Raw genomic sequence first — 16,820 nt, 5'->3', positions numbered from 1 at the left:
CGCCGACAGGCAGGCGAGGCACTCTGTCGGCGACAGAGGCGACTTGACGGGGCGGCCTCCAAGGAATCGGGGACGCCCTCCAAGGTGGCCGTCAAGGTGTCCACCGAGGTGGCGTGGTGGCCATCAAGGAATCCCGCCGGGACCTGGGGCGGGAATCAAGGTGGGCGGGGCGGCCGTCAAGGACTCGCCCGCCCGCTCCGGGACGGCCGTCAAGGTACCGGCGGGGCGCGGCCGGACCGCGGATCCGGTCGCACGTACGATTCCCTGCCGTAGGCAAGCAACTGAAGACCTTCGAGTTCCCCGGCCATCTGATCAAGGCGCAGCGGGCGCTGGAGACTGTGCAGGCCGAGCGCCGGGCGCGCCTGGCCGTGCTGCCGGGCTGGAGCGGTCTGGAGGCGGCGCGGGAGGGGCTGGCCGAGGAGGGGCTGGCGGAGTCGGCGCGGCTGGAGGAGGCCGAGCGGTAGGCCGCCCACGCGGTGTGGGCGGACGGGTTCTGGGCCGGCCTGCCGGTCGGGGACCGGGTCGCCGCCCGCAGCCGGCTCAAGCACACGGGCGAACCGGCGGAGCCCGCGGCCGGATAGTCCGGCCCCGGGGCCGCGCCGCTGCCCGTCACGCCCGGTAGGGCACCGCCGAGGGGCCTGCTTCGTCGGCGCCGGGCGGCAGCGCCGTCAGCCGGCCCCTGCCCGCACGCGACCAGCAGGCCGTCCACCGCGCAGGCCCCCGAGCAGAGCCCGGCCGGGCAGACTACCGACCCACGCACCCAGACCAGGCCGACGGGGGCGAGAACGGCCGGGCCGGGTGGTTTCGTCACCAGCTGATGGTTACGAAACCACCCGGCTACTGAAGTTGAATTCGTGATGTCGGTCTGACCGGGGCGGGAATTGCTACTGGCGTCCGACTCGACAGGGGGTCGACCAGTGGGCATCCGTCCACCAGACTGGACGGGTGACGACACCGCCGGCCTCTTCCGAGCGTCTCCGCGCTGTTCTCTTCGACTCGGGCGGCGTGCTGATGCAGCCGATCGGCGGGCGTTGGAACCCGCGAGCGGACTTCGAGCAGACCGTCCTCGCCCACGCCCCTTCGATCACACCGGAAGAGTTCGCGGCGGCTGTCACCGTGGGAGACCACTTCTTCGCCGCCTCGTCATCAACGCCCGACTATGACGACTACCACCGGGTGATGCTCCACCACCTCGGCGTGGACCCGACCCCGGACCTGCTCGCCGATCTGTGCCGCGAAGTCCCCTCCCCCGTGTTCCTGGAGACCTATCCAGACGTCGAGGAGACCCTGCAGGAGCTGAGCCGACGGAAGGTCCGGATGGCCGTGGTGTCGGATGCCTGGCCCAATCTGCCCGTCCTCCACGCCGGACTCGGGATCGACCGGTTCTTCGAGGCGTATGCAATCTCCGCCCTCCTCGGCTGCACCAAGCCGGATCCGCGCATGTACCACCACGCCAGCGACGCCCTGGAGCTCGCACCTGCAGAGTGCCTGTTCATCGACGACGATCCGGACCTGGTCGACGCCGCGATCCGGCTCGGCTATGCGGGACGTGCGCTGCGCCGAGACGCGTCCGCCTCCAACGTGCCGTCCATCACCTCTCTGACGGAACTCCTAGCCCTCTTCTGATGCAGCCGGCACGGTCATGTAGCGCCGACAGCGCCACCACGAACATCATCACTGTCAGTCGTCTATATCCAGACCGGACTGGGCGAGGCAGCCCTCGGGCAGGCCGGGGCCGGGAAACAGCCCGACAGCGGGGAGCAGCCCGGCCACCACGGCCAGGACGACGACCAGGCACAGCAGTCCGGGAACAGCGGTCACCCACCATCCCGGCCACCACGGCCAGGCGCAGCAGTCCGAAGCCCGGCGCCGCCCGGGGCCGGGGCAGCACCCGGGCGGCGGCGCGGTGAGGCGGCACTCCACCGACCGGTGACAACCGAACTCCCCACCCGCCATAACCGGCACATTCACCAATGATTCCCGGCGAATACCGCTGGCGGAACTACCGGGCGGAATTCACAGGGCGATCAGAGGCAGCATTCCGACGGGACGTCAAATCGAACCGGCCCGGGAACCGCCCCAGAACCGCCGCCGCCCTCCCCCGGGCCGGCTCCACCACCCCGCCAGCCCGCGACACGAACACCCAAAGTCACCGAAACCAGCACCGCCGAACCCCACCGCCCGGCACCCGACCAGGACCGCACCCCCGAAAATTGGTCTGACAACAGGCCATCGAATATGGAAAACCCATCCAGGTCACACGGCACACCCGACGACCGCAAGAGTTCCGTGACCGATAGCTGGTAACGGAACCACCCAGCACAGCCCGGCCGGGCCGGGCCACCTCGCACGGCACGGGCCGGGACGCTCGACACCCCGGCGAACGGGCGCAGCCGTACGGCGCCGGGACGGCGGCCGGGGCCCGGGGCCGGGAGCCGGGAAACCCAGGACGGTCGGCCATACTGCAGGCTCTAATGCGAGCATGGACGCAAGTACAGCGGCCGTTCTCGGGGCTCTTGTTGGCGCCGTAGGCGGTATCGGTGGCGGCACGTTGACACTGCTGGGCCAGGCAAAACACCTTCGGTCGCAGCAACAGGCCGATCGAGAGCGGTGGTTGCTGGAGCTACGACGGGATGCGTACAGCCAGCTCGTGCTGACAGCGAAGCGGCTGTCGAACGTGTTGTGGAAGGCGGGGGACCAGTTGGGCGATTCACTGGTTGGCCCGTCGGACTGGCAGGCGGCGTTCGCAGTCGTTCATGACGCGTGGACCGAGTTCAGCACCGCGGCCGCCGCGGTGAGTGTGGCCGGGCCGGGCGAAGTCGCCAGCGCCGCGAACCAGCTGCGGCGGGCCATGCATGAGTGGGATATGCGCGGCGCTGATTGGTGGCGTTGCGCGATCGCTGGCAACGCGCCCGCACTTCGGGACTGCAAGGAACGCTTTGAGCAAGCCGCACGGGCGAAGCGGCCTCTAGCCGAAGCCTTTGAGGAATCCGCGCGCAGGGCGCTGGGCACCGACGCATAGCCCACACGCCGGACAGGGCAGTGCGGCGAGTCGGGCAGGGCGCGGCCGGGCGGTACCCGCTACCCCGCCCGGCCATGAGCAGCCTCACCGCCCTGCTCGCCGGTATCGGCACCGACCCGGACCCGATGGCGTCCCGCGGAGTGGTGTACAGGGATCTTGAAGGGGCGATGCGCCAGACGGGGGTCGGGGCCTCGTCAGTGCTTGAAGGCGCTCTCGTCTCCTGGCTCGGCGTCCAGCGCCTCGCGGCCGAAGGCCAGCATGCCGAGGAAGAACAGAGCGCCGACGAGGAGCAGGCCGATCACGATCACGACGGGGGTGAGTGCCTCCGCCGGCGTCACCAGCACGAACAGTGCGACGAGCGTCCACACCAGTGCGCAGATCGCGACCGGCAGCTCAAGGCGTCCGAGGTCGAACGACCCCTCCCTCCGGCTCAGCCCTCGACGGACGGCGAGGTAGAGGACGACCGTCGAGCCGTAGGTGACAGCGGGGAGGATCGTCGATGCCGTGACCAGTTTCAGCAGGGCGGCGCCCGGCAGTGCGACCATCAGGACGACCCCCAGCGCGAAGATCAGGACCGTCGCCGGGATCGGCGTCCTGGTGCGAGGGCTGACGCGGCGCATCAAGCGGTACGCGGGGAACCGCGAGTCGCGCGACATCGCATAGACGAGCCGCGAGCAGGCGACCATCACCACGATCCCGGCGCCGAAGAACGCGATGGTGATCGCGACCAGCAGCGACCTCTCCGCCACCGGACCGAGGCGTTCACGCATGATCGCCGCGACCGGCGAGCCGTCGGCGCTGATCCGGGGGATGTCCTCGATCGCGACGGTGAGTGTGATCAGGAACAGCAGGCCCAGAACTCCGGCCGCAATGACCGATCCCACGATCGCGCGCGGGACGCTGCGATAGGGGTCCTTGGCCTCCTCCGCCAGGTTCGCCGCCGAGTCGAAGCCGACGAGGGTGGCGAGACCCATGATCATGGCGAGCATCAGGCCGCCGCCGGCCTGTTCACCTCCCGCAACCGCGGCGCCGTGGCCCGATGGGCAGCCCAAAACCCCCTCATCAGCGCAGCGGAGTAGCCCCGGGCGAACCGAACCGAAGGCGCCGGCCACCAGGTGGTGACCGGCGCCTTCGCGGTGTCCGAGTTCAGCGACGCAGCTCGTGGACGGCGCTGGGGTCGAGCTCGGCAGTGACCTGGAGCTGGGGGGGCCGGCTCCAGCGGAGCGTCGAAGGTGCGGCGGATCATCACGGACAGATGACCGACCTGTGTGCCGGGTACGGCTTCGGCACCGCCATCGACTGGATCATCTGCCCGCTCGAACACCAAGCGGACAAGCCGGCCTGATACACCGACATGTCACGCGGGCGGGTGCCGTTGGTTCCGGCACCCGCCCAGGGGCGCCATCCAAGCGGGCTCCGACCCGCCTTCTACGCGAGCTCCACGCTGAGCTGAGCGCCCAGCTCGCGAAAACCCAGTGCGAGCGCGACCCGCCGGGATGCGGGCACCCGGGCCCGCCACTGCGGGAGCAATCCGGCGGCCAGCGCGTGCGCCACCGCTCCGGAACCCGTCGCCCGGGCAAGGCCTTGCCCTCGCCACGCAGGGGCGGTCAGCACACTGACGTGGGCGGTCCGGCTCGGCCAGGACCGGTATCCGGCAGCGGCGACGACCTCGCCTTCCTCACGGATCACGAACGCGGGCGAGGTGATCTCGCTCAGCCCGGCCTCGCCCGAGTCGCCCGCACCCGCCAGGTTCTCCAACTCCCGCAGTTCGGGATGCCCGCCCGGCAACTGTTCCACCGTCAGCCCGCCCGCCGCCGACCGGAACCCGTCGTCGGACACATAAGCCAGGGCCGCGGGGCCGAGTACCCGGGCCACCGGCAGCACCCCGCGGACCGAATGAGCACCGGCGAGAGCCCCTACCGGAAGGTTCGCCAGCGCGTCGCGCACCGTCTCGGCCGCATCCTCGCTGGGCGTGGTCACGATCGCCGAACTCACCAGCACCACCACGCCCACCCAACCCGGGGGGGCACATCCTCGACTCCGGTGACACCACCACGCTCACGCCTCCTGCCGGCGCGAACGACACGGGCGCCGAAGCGAGTTCTTCCCACAGCCCACGGGCTCTGGCCAGCAAGGGATCTATCGACATGGAACCGATCCTGCCAGCCCGGGTATCCGACGGACCTGCGGAATAAAGCAGACGAGACCATCACCAAGAACCACGAAATCCCGCAAAGCACGAACGCCCGCCCAGACGCATCCTGCCGGGGGCGCGTCAGCGGGCGGGCGCTGCACATCACACGCTACCGGTCGTTCCCGACCTCCCGGCACGCCGCCGAGTTGCTCACCCCCTGCGCCATGAGCCGAAGACAGCGATCACGCTTGTCCGCGAGAGCAGCAGGTCCCGGCCTTCCAACTCCCCGACTTCCCCTGGTCGTTGCAACACCTCACACATCTGGTGTTGCTACGAGGTCTGGAACTCGCCCCGGAAGGCCGGGGCCGACGGAAGCCGTTGGAAACAGACGGCGGCCGGCGGCCGGACCGAGGCCGAACGGGCCCGGAGCGGGCGAGCGGAGCGGCCGGGCGAGCGGGCGAGCGGAGCGGCCGGGCGAGCGGGCCGGCGGCCGGCCGGGGAACAGCAGGACGGACCGAGCAGCCGAGCGGCAGGGAGCGGCAGGACAACGGCCGACGGACGGCGGCCGGGGAGCGGCCGAGAGCAGGCGAGCGGGCGGCGGAGTACGCGGTCCTCCCCTCCCGCCACGGGCGCATCCCCGCCACCGCGCCGCTCCGGGGCAGCCGGGCCCGGCGACGTCCTGTACGAGATTCGACTGGGACGGACCCCCGCCCCCGGACCAGCGCCACAGCCGGTACACCGCCATCGAACCACGCCTCACCCGGCACCAGCCCTGACCGGACACAAGCGCCCGCCGAGCCCGCCCGGACCGGCAGGACGGGGAACGGCCGGCAGCCCCCGACGGAACCGGTGAACCGGTCTCCCGGGAACGGAAGCCCGGGCCCGGGGGACCGCGGAATTTTCCGTGGAAGATCCGCCGGTTGCCCGCCAGTCCCGGTCCTCTCGCTTCCCCGGCCGGCCGGGGAAGCGTCAGAAGGGGGCGCGTGCGCGGGTCGTGTAGAGATCGAAGGCGTAATCGACCATGCCGAGGGCCGCCTTCGTCGCGGCCAGGACCTTCTCGGGGGGTGTGCACTGATCCTGGCCCAGCTGACGTCGCCGTCGGTCGCCATGATCTCGCGGTCCAGCACGGTCAGCCCCGCCTCCCCGCAGCCCGCGGCGGCCCGGAGGTCGTCTGCGTTCGCGGCGGCGGCTCTCAGCCGCCCGGCGCGACGAGCCCCGTCTCGTAGGCGAGGACGACGGCTTGGGCCCGGTCGCGCAGGGTCAGCTTGGCGAAGATCCGGGCCACATGGGTCTTCACCGTCGCCTCGCTGAGCGTCAGTTCCCTCGCGAGTTCGGCGTTGGACAGGCCCCGGCCCATGAGGGTCAGCACCTCGCGCTCGCGCGGCGTCAGGGCGGCCAGGTCCCGGTGGACGGCCGGGGCCGCGGGGTGCGGGCCGGTGGTCGGGGTGCCGGCGGAGAAGCGTTCCACCAGGCGGCGGGTGATCGAGGGTGCGAGCAGGGCGTCACCGGTGTTGACCAGGTGGACGGCGGCGGCCAGATGGGCGGGGGTGACGTCCTTGAGCAGGAATCCGCTGGCTCCGGCGGCGAGGGCGGCGTAGACGTAGTGGTCGAGGTCGAAGGTGGTCAGCATGATCACCCGGCAGTCCGGGGACTGCGCGAGTATCCGGCGGGCGGCCTCCAGGCCGTCCATGCCGGGCATCCGGATGTCCATCAGGACGACGTCGGGTCGCAGTTCCCGCGCGGCGGCCACCGCCTCGGCCCCGTCACCGGCCTCGCCCACCACGTCGATGCCGCGGGCGGTCAGGATCAGCCGGAACCCGGTGCGGACCAGCTCCTGGTCGTCGGCGATCACGACGCGGGGGGCGGCCCCGGTGTGCGCCGTCACGGCCGGTCCAGCGGGATCCGGGCGCGGACGCGGTAACCGCCGCCGAGGCGGCGGCGGGCGTCCAGATCGCCACCGTAGACGGCAACCCGCTCCCGCAGCCCGAGCAGTCCGCGGCCCGTTCCGTCCGCCCTGCCCCGGGCCGGCTCCGTCGCGGGCCGGTTGCCCGACAGCACGCTCGGCCCGCTGTTCAGCACCTCGACCCGCAGGTGGTTGTCCGCGTATCGCACCGTCACCTCGGCTTTCGCTCCGTCCCCGTGTTTGAGCGCATTGGTCAGGGCCTCCTGGATGATCCGGTAGGCAGTGACGTCGACCCCGGTCGGCAGCGGGCGCGGCTCACCCGAGATACGCATCTCCACCGGCAGGCCGGCGAAGGCGATCCGGTCGATCAGCGGGCTGAGCCGGCTCAGGCTCGGCTGCGGTGACAGGTCGATGTCGTAGGGCTCGTCGTCGCCGTCCTGCGCCGGTGCGAGCACGCCGAGCAGGTGCCGCAGCTCGGTCATCGTGTTCCGGCCGGCGGTCTCGACGGCGCTCATGGCCGCCGCGGCCTCGTCGGGCATCGTGGTCAGCACCTCGCGGGCGGCCCCCGCCTGGACCACCATGAGGCTCACGTTGTGGCTGACGATGTCGTGGAGTTCGGCGGCGATCCTGGCCCGCTCGGCGTCGACCGCCGTGCGCGACGCGCTCTCGCGCTCCCGCTCCAGCAGCCAGCCGCGCTCCTCGATGGCCACCCGGTACAGCCGCCGTGCCCGTACCGCGGCCACGCCGAGCCACCCGGCGGCGCCGACCGCCGCCACCAGGGCGATGACCAGCCAGATCGTCCAGGATTCCCACACGTGATCATCTTCGCAGCTGTACGACACGCTCCGCACCATCCCCGGGATGCAACCTGCGTACATCCCCGGGATGACCCGCCCGGACGGATACATCCGGGGGGTGACGCCCCGTCCGCCGGCTCCGCCATAGGTTTCGAGCCATGACGACTGATCATGGAAACGACCGGCCCGTGGTGGTGCGGCTCGACGGTGTGCACAAGGAGTTCGGCGACGCGAAGGCCCTGGACGGCCTGTCGCTGGAGATCAGGGCGGGGGACGCGGTGGCCGTGATGGGCCCCTCCGGCTGCGGGAAGTCCACCCTGCTCAACATGGTGGCCGGGCTGGACCGGCCGACCTCGGGCACGGTCGAGGTGCAGGGCCACGACCTCGGAAAGCTGAACGAGACCGGCCTGGCGCTGTTCCGGCGCCGCAATGTCGGCATGATCTTCCAGTTCTTCAACCTCATCGACGATCTGCCGGTCCTGGACAACGTGGCGCTGGCCGCGCAGCTGACCGGCACCCCGGCCCGGGAGGCGCGCCGCCGCGCCCTGGAGCTCCTCGACGAGCTCGGTGTCGCCGAACGCCGGAACAACTATCCGGCGACGCTGAGCGGCGGCGAGCGGCAGCGGGTCGCCGTGGCCAGGGCCCTGATGAACCGCCCCGCGCTGCTGCTGGCCGACGAGCCGACCGGCGCCCTCGACAGCCGGTCGGGCGAGCAGGTGATGGACCTGCTGATCGACTTGAACCAGATCGGCCAGACCCTGTTGATCGTCACCCACGACCCGCAGCTGGCCACCCGCTGCGCCAGCCGGTTGATCGAAGTGGCCGACGGCCGGGTCGGTCGCGAGAGCGTGCTGGAGGCGACCGCGTGAGCGCCGTGTGGAGGGCCTCGCGCGCGGCCGTGAAGCGCCGCCGGCTCCAGACCTTCGTCATCGGGCTCGTCGTGTTCTGCTCGACCACGACCGTCCTGCTCGCGCTGGCCCTGCTCGGCGTCGCCTCGGGCCCCTTCGAGAAGGCCTACGCCGAACAGCGCGGTGCCCATGCGGTGGCGACCTTCGACACCGCGAAGGTATCGCCGGAGCAGCTGGCGCGGACCGCCCGGCAGCCCGGGGTGGAGAGCGCGGCCGGCCCCTTCGGGCAGGCCGTCGTCGACATCCCCAAGGGCTGGCTCTGGATGGCGGGCGGCACCCTCACGGTGGTGGGCCGGGCCGACCCGGCGGGGCCCGTGGACCGGATCGAGCTGCTGGAGGGCCGCTGGGCCACCGCGCCCGGCGAACTCGTCGTCAACTGGTCCGTCCAGGGTTCCCCCGGCCCGGACCTGCTGGGCACCAGGCTGGAGACGCCCGCAGGAGCGACGCTGACCGTCGTCGGATTCGCCACCAGCATGAGCAAGTCGGCGAGCGCCTGGGTCTCGCCCGAGCAGATGGCCGCACTGCACCCCTCCGCCGCCCAGATGCTCTACCGCTTCACGAAGTCCTCGACGCAGGCCCAGCTGGGCGCCGGGCTGGCCGGGGCCACCGCGGGGCTGCCCGCGGAGTCGCTGACCGGTGTGCAGGACTACCTCGTCCTCAAGCAGGCCTTCTCGGCCCTGGTCGACTCCTACCTCCCGTTCATGACGCTCTTCGGCGTCCTCGGACTGCTGGTCTCCACCCTGATCGTCGGCAACGTGGTCAGCGGGGCGGTCGTCTCCGGGTACCGGCACATCGGGGTGCTCAAGGCCCTGGGCTTCACCCCGAACCAGGTCGTCGCCGTCTACCTGACGATGCTCTCCGTGCCGGCCGTGGTGGGCTGCGTGCTGGGCACGCTGGCCGGCAACGCGCTGGCCGGGCCGATCCTGAAGGTCGTCTTCACCGGCATCGACGTGGGCCGGGCCTCGGTCGGCGGGATCAGCCCGTGGGTGTCCGTGGCCAGCCTGGCGGGCATGCCCGCCCTCGTTGTGCTGGCCGCGCTGGTCCCCGCCCTGCGGGCCCGCCGGCTGCCCGCCGCGCAGGCGATCAGCGCGGGCGGCGCTCCGAGGGCCGGGCGCGGGCTGCACGTCCAGCGGATGCTCGGCGCCACCCGGCTGCCGCGCCCGGTCAGCCTGGGCCTGGGCCAGCCGTTCGCCCGCCCCGCCCGCACGCTGCTGACCCTGGCGGCCATCGTCCTCGGGGTCACCACGGTGACCCTGTCGACCGGACTGACCAGCACCCTGGTGGCCTTCGGCAACGTCGGGAAGGAGGACGGCGGCGCCAGGATCCAGGTGGAGGCGGGGGGCCCGGGCAACGGCCGGACCGCCCCCCTGCTCGGTGACCGGGAGATCGAGGAACGGCTGCGCTCCCTCCCGGGCGCGGTGGGGGTGCGGGCCCGCGCGCTGGCCCAGGCAGGCATGACGGGGCAGAGCCAGCCCGTCTTCGCCGACTTCTACCGCGGGGACGACTCCTCGTACTCCCACCTGATCGTCAAGGGCCGTGCGCCGGTGGCGGCGGGCGAGGTCGTGGCCGGGCCGTCGTTCCTGACCCAGCGCGCTCTGAAGGTCGGTGACCGGGTCGTGCTGGAGCTGAACGGCCGACAGGTCTCCGTGACCGTCGTGGGTCAGCTCATCGAGGGCAATGCCCGGGCCCTGGAGGGCACCTGGCAGACCCTCGCCCAGCTCGCACCGCAGGCCCACGCCACCGAGTACGCGGTGCGGCTCGCCCCCGGCGCCGACGCGCGCGCCTACGCCGAGGCGGTCCGGGCGATCGACCCGGGCCTGAGCGCCTCAGTGCTGGACCCGGGGAACGCCGGCACCGCCACCGTCATCACCTTCTCGACGGTGTTCACCATCCTGCTGACCCTCGTCGCGTCGCTCGGTGTCTTCAACACCGTCCTCCTGAACACCCGTGAGCGGCGCCGGGACCTGGGCATGCTCAAGTCGATCGGGATGACCCCCCGGCAGGTGGTGCTGATGACGGTGACCTCGGTCACCGGGCTGGGCGCGGTCGGCGGGCTGCTCGGCATCCCGCTCGGGATCGTGGCGCACCGCCTCGTGGTGGACCACGTCGGGGTGGTCGACTTCCCCGAGTACATGAAGGACGTCTGGCACGCGCCGCAGCTGGCCGCGATGCTTCTGGCGGGCGTGGCGATCGCCGTCCTCGGCGCCCTCGTCCCGGCCCGGTCCGCGGCCCGGATGACCATCGCCTCGGTACTGCACACCGAGTAGACCGGGGTGGACCGGGCGCGGTCGAAGGCGACGACGTACGGCCACGGGGTGGGGTGGCGGCGGACGTGGGTGATGACGCCGAGGGTGTCGGCCGGGACGTCCACGCGGGCGTCCTCCTCCCAGTACTCCCCGGCGGACAGGAACGTGCCGGCTGCGGGACGTGGGCAGCTCCAGCCGTACGGGCGCAGCGGCGGGGTCGGGGCGGGTGGTGTCGGTCATCGCGGGTGCTGCCTTCCGGGTCGGCGGGGAGACGAGTGAGGGGCGGCCCGTGGTCGGGCCGCCCCTGTGGCGGTGGTGCTACTGGTCGGTGGCGCAGTGGTGGTTCGACTCGATGTAGTCGCCGTCGGTGAAGTCGGTTTCCATGGACCAGCCGCAGGCGGAGCACTCGGCCCGGCCGTCCCAGCCGATCTCGGGCCCGTCGTCCTGGTCGCAGTCGTGGTCGGCGTCCACGCCGCACCGCGCCACGACCGACAGCCCCAGCCGAACAACCCTCCCCGCCGCCCAACGGACGGGAGCACCGCAGCACCAACCCCCCGCCCCAGGCCCCGCCGACGACCGGCCATCAGACCCGCACCCGCAACCCCGAAGGCACCACCAGCAAAAAGGGACGGGACCCGGCCCGCCGATCACCCGGCTGGCGCGTGTGAGGTGTCACCCCGATCCCCTACTGATTCGATCGCATAAGAACGGTGGCTCAATACTAGGGAGTGACAGTGATATCAGCGCTCAAGGTCCTGGCAGTAACCGGCACGACCATGGCTGCCTGCCTGGTCCCGATCGCCGGCGCATCCGCGGTTGATGCGGAACAGCCCGCCACCAGGGCCTACGTGAACAGGTACGAGGGAGCTCGCATCACCATCCCCGCCGGACATGCAGGCCTCGCTTACGCGGACTGCCCAGCCGGAATGGTCGTCACCGGCGGCGGCTACGAGGTCAGCCCCGGCTTCCAGATCAGGAGGAACGTACCCGACGGCCCCTCAGACGGTCAGCCCGGGCGGACCTGGCTGGTCGAGGGCTACAACCCCCCGGGAAACGGAACTGTGCAGCTATCGGTCTGGGCCGTCTGTACGACGACGTGACGACAGCCCGCCCGCAGGCCGAAGAGACACCGGGCTACGACTAGGCCGCACCCCGCCGGCACGGCCTGTAGCCACACCAGCTGCCGGACAGGGGCGCACCGCACCACACCGCACCGCGCCGCGACCGACAAGCCGCAGCCGAACAGCCCTCCCCGCCGCCCAACGGGCGGGAGCACGGCAGCGCCGGCCCCCACCCCAGGCCCCGCCGACGGCCGGCCATCACACCCGCACCCGCAACCCCGAAGGCACCACCAGCAAAAAGGGACGGGACCCGGCCCGCCGGCCGGCTGCAGGCCCCCGGACGCCGACCACACCACGACCCGCGCCCGGGGGCCGGCCACCCCCAGCCCCAACCCCTCCGGAATGCCCGGCACACCGGCGCCCACCGACACCGCCCCGAACAGCCCTCCACGGGGCGCACCTCCACCGCCCGGCAGGTCCCGGCAGCAGACCCGCCCCCACTACCCCCCGGCAGCCCTCCCGGCGACCGGCCACCGCCGCCCGCGCGGTACGTCCAGTAGGTGCCGCCCTTGTGAACCCACACCCACACCCGCTCCTGGTCCGGGACCGCACCGCAGTCCACGCACGCCAGCAGCTCCATTGCCTCCCGGTGCTCGCGTTCAGGCGAGTTCGGCATACCGGAGCGCGGCAAGGCGGGGGCGCAGCGGTGCGGGGGTACGGAGGACACGGACGGTGGCGGCGGCGGAGAACCGTTGCCGCGGCGGGTGCGTCCGGAGGGGCATGAGTATCCCAGTCGATGCAAGGTCCGGGCAGGCAAACGGAGTTCGGGGGCCGGCCTTTCTGCGCGGGGTCGCAGGGGGCGGGGTCGTGGTGCTGGGGCTGGCCGGCGGGTACGGGGCCGCGGTACTGGTGGCCGCGGCGCGAAGCTACTGCGATGCGGCATGGGAGCCGCAGCACCGGTTCTCGTTCACCGTCGTGGAGTGGCCCGGCATGGAGGCGCTGTTCCTGGTCGCGGCGGTCGCGGCGTGGGCGGCCTCGCGGCGGCTGACGGCCGGGCTGCCCATCGCCTGGCGGGGGATCGTTCCGGCCGTCCTGGTGCTGCTCACGCTCGCGGTGCTGGCGGACGGGTGCTTCGCGCTGATGGGCACGCCGAGCGGGTACCACGGCGATTCGGGGCTCTGCCCGAGCAGCAACGTCCCCCCGTGGTGGCCGTCCTGGCTGCCGGCCTGATCTGCCTCTCCGTACCCGGGCCGGCACCCTGCGTACCCGGGCCGCCGGACTGCCCGAGCCAGGGGCCGGGAGCCCGGCGGGACGGGTACCGCGCGGACGGGCGAAGACCGCCACCCCGCTCCGGGCCGGGGCCTCCCGCGACCGCCCGGCAGCACAGCCGGGCCGGACACGGGAACGGACCAGGCCCGACCAGACAAACAGGGAGGGGGGAACGACCAGGACCGCCCAGGCGGACCGGGCAGGCGGACCCGATGCCAAGGCCGGACCCGGCCCCGCCCGGCCGGGGGCCCGACAGCGCCAGTCCCACCAGGGCGCCCGCGGGGCGCGGTTGCGTCACCACCTGCCGGTGACGCAACCGTCCGGCGCAGCCCTGGGCCGGGCTGCCTCACACGGCACGGGCCGGGGCGGTGGCGGACAGGCTCGACACCCCGGCGAACGGGCGCAGCGGGGCGGCTTGCGGTCGCCCGCCGGGTTCCGTCACGGCGGGTTGGTGACGAAGCCTCACGGGGAAGGCGCCGCCGTGTGCGCTGGCCCCCGCTGCACACGCCCGCTACCCGGGCCCACCCGCACCACCCGCACCACCGCACCGGCCTGTGACTTACGGGCAGGCCCGCCGTCAGGCCGCCCTGCGCAGGCGCCGCCTGGACCAGCAGACCCCGCGGCTGCGGCAGGAGGCCCGGAAGCTGCTGGAGAAGATCGGCCCCCAGTCGGCTGCCGCAGGGCAGTCCAAGCCGGAGACGATGGACGGCGAGCACCTTGCCCAGGTGGTCCGGCACGCCCGCACCGCCCGCGACCACCTGGCCGCCCCGCACCAGGCGCTCGGCACCGAACACGGCCCGCCCGGCGCCCGGGCTGCCCCTGATGGCAGTGCGTCCGCTACGGACGCCCGCCCCGCAAGGCCCCGGCCCCGCCCCGGACCAGGCCAACAACCTGTCCCCACCGAACTCATCAGCCTCTTCCCCGATCCCCGGGGCCCGAACCACGGACACCGACCCACACCCTGACCGCAACAAGCCGCCCGATCAGGCCGCACCCCGCCGGGGCCGGGGCCGGCTCCAGCCGCCGGACAAGGGGCGCACCCTGTAGATCGCACCACCGCTTCTGAGACTTGTCCCAGTTCCTGCAAACCACCAGGCCAGCAGCCATGGATCCTTGCCCAAATGAGGAAACCCACAGCTCATGGCTGTTGAGACACCTTGTTCCAGCCTTTGCAGAACACCAGGTCAAGAGCATGATCCAGAAACCAGCTGCTTCAGAACCACTGGCACGACACAGCCGTGACGGAACATCACGGGCCCTCCCGGCGCCCGCAGCAGGCCTGGCCGGCGCTCGCCCCCTTGGCGTGGGGTGCGGGGCGTCTACGACGGTCGCACCGGCCCGAACCGCTCCACCGGCTTCTCTCCGGAGGGCACGTGGAGGTCCATCAGCATGATCGGGTTCGGGAAGTCCTGCCCGCTGTTCGGGCCTGCCATGTCCTCCCCCTGCAGGTAGCGGCGGAACCACTCGGCGAAGGTCAGGTCGTAACGGTAGAACTCGCCATCGGCCCCCACATAGACGACGATGCACCACCCGTACCGGGTGTCGGTACGGGCCAGGAAGACGGACTCCCCGTGCGCCGTCGGTATGACGGGAATCAGCCCGTCCGGGGCACCGAACCCCAAGGGCTCGCGAAACCCGGGGAAGTTCTCCTCCGAGAACTCGCAGTCCTCGTAGGCGACCACGGTCTCCCGCATGTAGACACCCAAGTTGCAGGCAGTTGTTGCGGGGCTACAAAGGGTGATCGAGTGCCTGATCAGAATCGGCGCGTACAGCCCCGTCAGCTCCTTGAAGTCGCCTGGCAGCTCAACGCCCAGCTCCGCCTCGAGCTCACGCCAGCTCTCGTCCGACGCCCCGGGCCCACTGGGCGGCCCGATGACGGCCTGAACCCCATCCAGATGGTCGACCACAACCGGTCTCCTCTCACAACTTGGTCGCGGCGGCGGGTTGGTTCCTTGGATGACCTGCCAGCCGGAGCGCGGTGTGGCTGACACCAGGAGTTGGACTCCTACGCCCCGGAGGGTCACGAGCGCGGTGTGGACGGGGCCGAGCTCCTCGACGGACCGGCGGTAGGCGAGGATCTTCGCCAGTTCCAGGTCGATGGCTTCTGCCGAGTCCCGGATGCGGTCGAAGCGGGCGCCGCGCAGTACCGGCCCAAGCATGCAGCGCACAGTCGCGGTGGCTTCGGCCGGACTCACGATGGCGATCTGATCGATCGCCAGTTCCACCTCGACCACGCGGCTGCTGGAGGTGAGGCCCTCGGTTCATACCGCGACCTCGGCGCGTTCGACCAGGGCGCCGCTCTCGGAACGGGAGCCGGAGCGGACCAGGGCGACCAGGCGAGCACCGGTGATCGCGCGCCGGCGTTCCTGCGCGGACTCACACGCGACAGCAAACGACCAAGCCCCACCCGAGGCCTCCATACCGGGAATGCCGATCATTCAAGGCAGCACGCCACGCCGGAAACACCGGAACAGCCGGGAACAGGACTACGCCACCAACAGCCTGTGACGAAACCACCCGGGACGGGAAAGACGACGCAACAGCACGGGCGGCGCCAGAACCGGGAACCGGCAGCCCCGAACGGCCAGCGCGGACCGAGCGGCGGAAGGCCGCACCAGAACCCACCACCCCGACACCGAGGCCGAGGCCAGGACCCGGGCGAGAACGGGAGCAGGGCCGACTGCCCGATCTGGTCCGCCCGCTGAACGGCAGGCCGGACCGGTCCAGCCACCCCGGGTTGTCCGCCCGTTTCCGGGCGGACAACCCGCAGTGATCTACCGAGCGATGCGCTGAGGGTCCTCCGCCTGCCGACAGGCCGGGGGACGTGGGTCAGGCGGAGTTACTCTCCCCATCCCCTTGCCTGACCGACACGAACCCCAAACCGAATCAGAAGCCCATTCCCTCGACAATCCCACCCATTCCCGCTCCGGCTACTCATATGAGTCGATCGGCATGAAGCTTCCAGCGCGAATCTTGGAGGCAATTGAAAATTGCCTCACCTCGTCACTGGCAATGCATTTGAAGAGGAACTCGGAAATCTCCATGCGGTAGGAGAATGCGCGATCATCCTCGGTGATCGCAATAATAGGCCAGTCGTTTGAGTCATCCGCCCTGGTCTCCCAGAAGAGTGAGTCACCTCGACCGGTAACCCCCCAGATCAGCAATCCTCCAACGCGCGGGAAAATTCCATACGGGGCATACATTTCCTCAAATTCATCGTCAATCTCAACCAGCTCTGCGCGCTTCCTGACCTCACCCGCGATACCTCCGTGATTGAGGTCAGGGGTCGCAGCGAAGACCTCGAAGGATCCGTTGAACTCGCCCCATCCGAAGGTCTCGGAATACGACTTATAGGAATTAGGGAGGGAAGTGCCGAGCAGCGACTCAACGGAAGGCCAGTTAATCGACCCGCGGCGCCGGGTCCAGCCAATGTCGACAGCAAGGCGCTCAGTCCAGCTTGGCACGTCAGAAACCACCTCT

Annotated in this window: 15 protein-coding genes; 7 read left to right on the top strand and 8 right to left on the bottom strand. The window is 71.4% G+C overall.

Annotated elements, in window-relative coordinates:
* Positions 1-338: 338 nt before the first annotated feature.
* Entirely contained in the window at positions 339-464 is a 126-nt protein-coding gene (locus ACGFZP_RS31790) for a hypothetical protein (protein WP_392939589.1), read from the top strand.
* A 481-nt stretch (positions 465-945) separates the two neighbouring features.
* The gene (locus ACGFZP_RS31785) at positions 946-1,626 is read left to right on the top strand and encodes an HAD family hydrolase (RefSeq protein WP_392939588.1); all 681 of its coding nucleotides are present in this window, start codon (positions 946-948) and stop codon (positions 1,624-1,626) included.
* Between the two features lie 54 nt (positions 1,627-1,680).
* Here ACGFZP_RS31785 and ACGFZP_RS31780 read toward each other — a convergent pair whose 3' ends face one another.
* Entirely contained in the window at positions 1,681-1,821 is a 141-nt protein-coding gene (locus ACGFZP_RS31780; RefSeq protein WP_392939586.1) for a hypothetical protein, read from the bottom strand.
* Between the two features lie 661 nt (positions 1,822-2,482).
* Here ACGFZP_RS31780 and ACGFZP_RS31775 point away from each other — a divergent pair.
* Entirely contained in the window at positions 2,483-3,022 is a 540-nt protein-coding gene (locus ACGFZP_RS31775; RefSeq protein ID WP_392939584.1) for a hypothetical protein, read from the top strand.
* Positions 3,023-3,216: 194 nt separating this feature from the next.
* Here the strand turns inward: ACGFZP_RS31775 and ACGFZP_RS31770 are convergent, their stop codons facing one another.
* The 4 genes from ACGFZP_RS31770 to ACGFZP_RS31755 form a co-directional block, all read right to left on the bottom strand.
* Positions 3,217-4,011 (bottom strand): amino acid permease, encoded by a 795-nt coding sequence (locus ACGFZP_RS31770; protein WP_392939582.1) that lies wholly within the window; start codon positions 4,009-4,011, stop codon positions 3,217-3,219.
* A gap of 439 nt (positions 4,012-4,450) precedes the next feature.
* Positions 4,451-5,029: a GNAT family N-acetyltransferase gene (locus tag ACGFZP_RS31765; RefSeq protein WP_392939580.1), complete on the bottom strand. Its 579-nt coding sequence runs from the start codon at positions 5,027-5,029 to the stop codon at positions 4,451-4,453.
* Between the two features lie 1,319 nt (positions 5,030-6,348).
* The gene (locus ACGFZP_RS31760) at positions 6,349-7,041 is read right to left on the bottom strand and encodes a response regulator (protein WP_392939579.1); all 693 of its coding nucleotides are present in this window, start codon (positions 7,039-7,041) and stop codon (positions 6,349-6,351) included.
* A complete protein-coding gene (locus ACGFZP_RS31755) occupies positions 7,038-7,874 on the bottom strand; it encodes a sensor histidine kinase (RefSeq protein WP_392939577.1) in 837 nt (278 codons plus the stop codon). Before ACGFZP_RS31755 ends, ACGFZP_RS31760 begins: the two co-directional genes overlap by 4 nt.
* Positions 7,875-8,014: 140 nt before the next feature.
* Between ACGFZP_RS31755 and ACGFZP_RS31750 the strand changes: the two genes are divergently transcribed.
* Together ACGFZP_RS31750 and ACGFZP_RS31745 are read left to right on the top strand one after the other, a co-directional pair.
* A complete protein-coding gene (locus ACGFZP_RS31750) occupies positions 8,015-8,725 on the top strand; it encodes an ABC transporter ATP-binding protein (RefSeq protein ID WP_392939575.1) in 711 nt (236 codons plus the stop codon).
* Complete coding sequence (locus tag ACGFZP_RS31745) at positions 8,722-11,031, top strand: FtsX-like permease family protein (RefSeq protein WP_392939574.1); 2,310 nt, start codon at positions 8,722-8,724, stop codon at positions 11,029-11,031. The genes ACGFZP_RS31750 and ACGFZP_RS31745 overlap by 4 nt, the downstream gene beginning before the upstream one ends.
* Before the next feature lie 297 nt (positions 11,032-11,328).
* Here ACGFZP_RS31745 and ACGFZP_RS31740 read toward each other — a convergent pair whose 3' ends face one another.
* Positions 11,329-11,481: a hypothetical protein gene (locus ACGFZP_RS31740; RefSeq protein ID WP_392939572.1), complete on the bottom strand. Its 153-nt coding sequence runs from the start codon at positions 11,479-11,481 to the stop codon at positions 11,329-11,331.
* 1,457 nt (positions 11,482-12,938) lie between these two features.
* Between ACGFZP_RS31740 and ACGFZP_RS31735 the strand changes: the two genes are divergently transcribed.
* Together ACGFZP_RS31735 and ACGFZP_RS31730 are read left to right on the top strand one after the other, a co-directional pair.
* Positions 12,939-13,301, top strand: coding sequence for a hypothetical protein (locus tag ACGFZP_RS31735; protein ID WP_392939571.1), 363 nt, complete (start codon positions 12,939-12,941; stop codon positions 13,299-13,301).
* Between the two features lie 593 nt (positions 13,302-13,894).
* A complete protein-coding gene (locus ACGFZP_RS31730; protein ID WP_392939570.1) occupies positions 13,895-14,305 on the top strand; it encodes a hypothetical protein in 411 nt (136 codons plus the stop codon).
* Between the two features lie 354 nt (positions 14,306-14,659).
* Here ACGFZP_RS31730 and ACGFZP_RS31725 read toward each other — a convergent pair whose 3' ends face one another.
* Together ACGFZP_RS31725 and ACGFZP_RS31720 are read right to left on the bottom strand one after the other, a co-directional pair.
* Positions 14,660-15,574, bottom strand: a complete 915-nt coding sequence (locus ACGFZP_RS31725; RefSeq protein ID WP_392939569.1) for an SMI1/KNR4 family protein — start codon at positions 15,572-15,574, stop codon at positions 14,660-14,662.
* 696 nt (positions 15,575-16,270) lie between these two features.
* Complete coding sequence (locus tag ACGFZP_RS31720) at positions 16,271-16,816, bottom strand: hypothetical protein (protein ID WP_392939567.1); 546 nt, start codon at positions 16,814-16,816, stop codon at positions 16,271-16,273.
* Positions 16,817-16,820: the final 4 nt, after the last annotated feature.

This window comes from Kitasatospora sp. NPDC048239 (assembly GCF_043202015.1).
Taxonomy (GTDB): domain Bacteria; phylum Actinomycetota; class Actinomycetes; order Streptomycetales; family Streptomycetaceae; genus Kitasatospora.
This window is presented reverse-complemented; position numbering and strand designations above follow the sequence as displayed.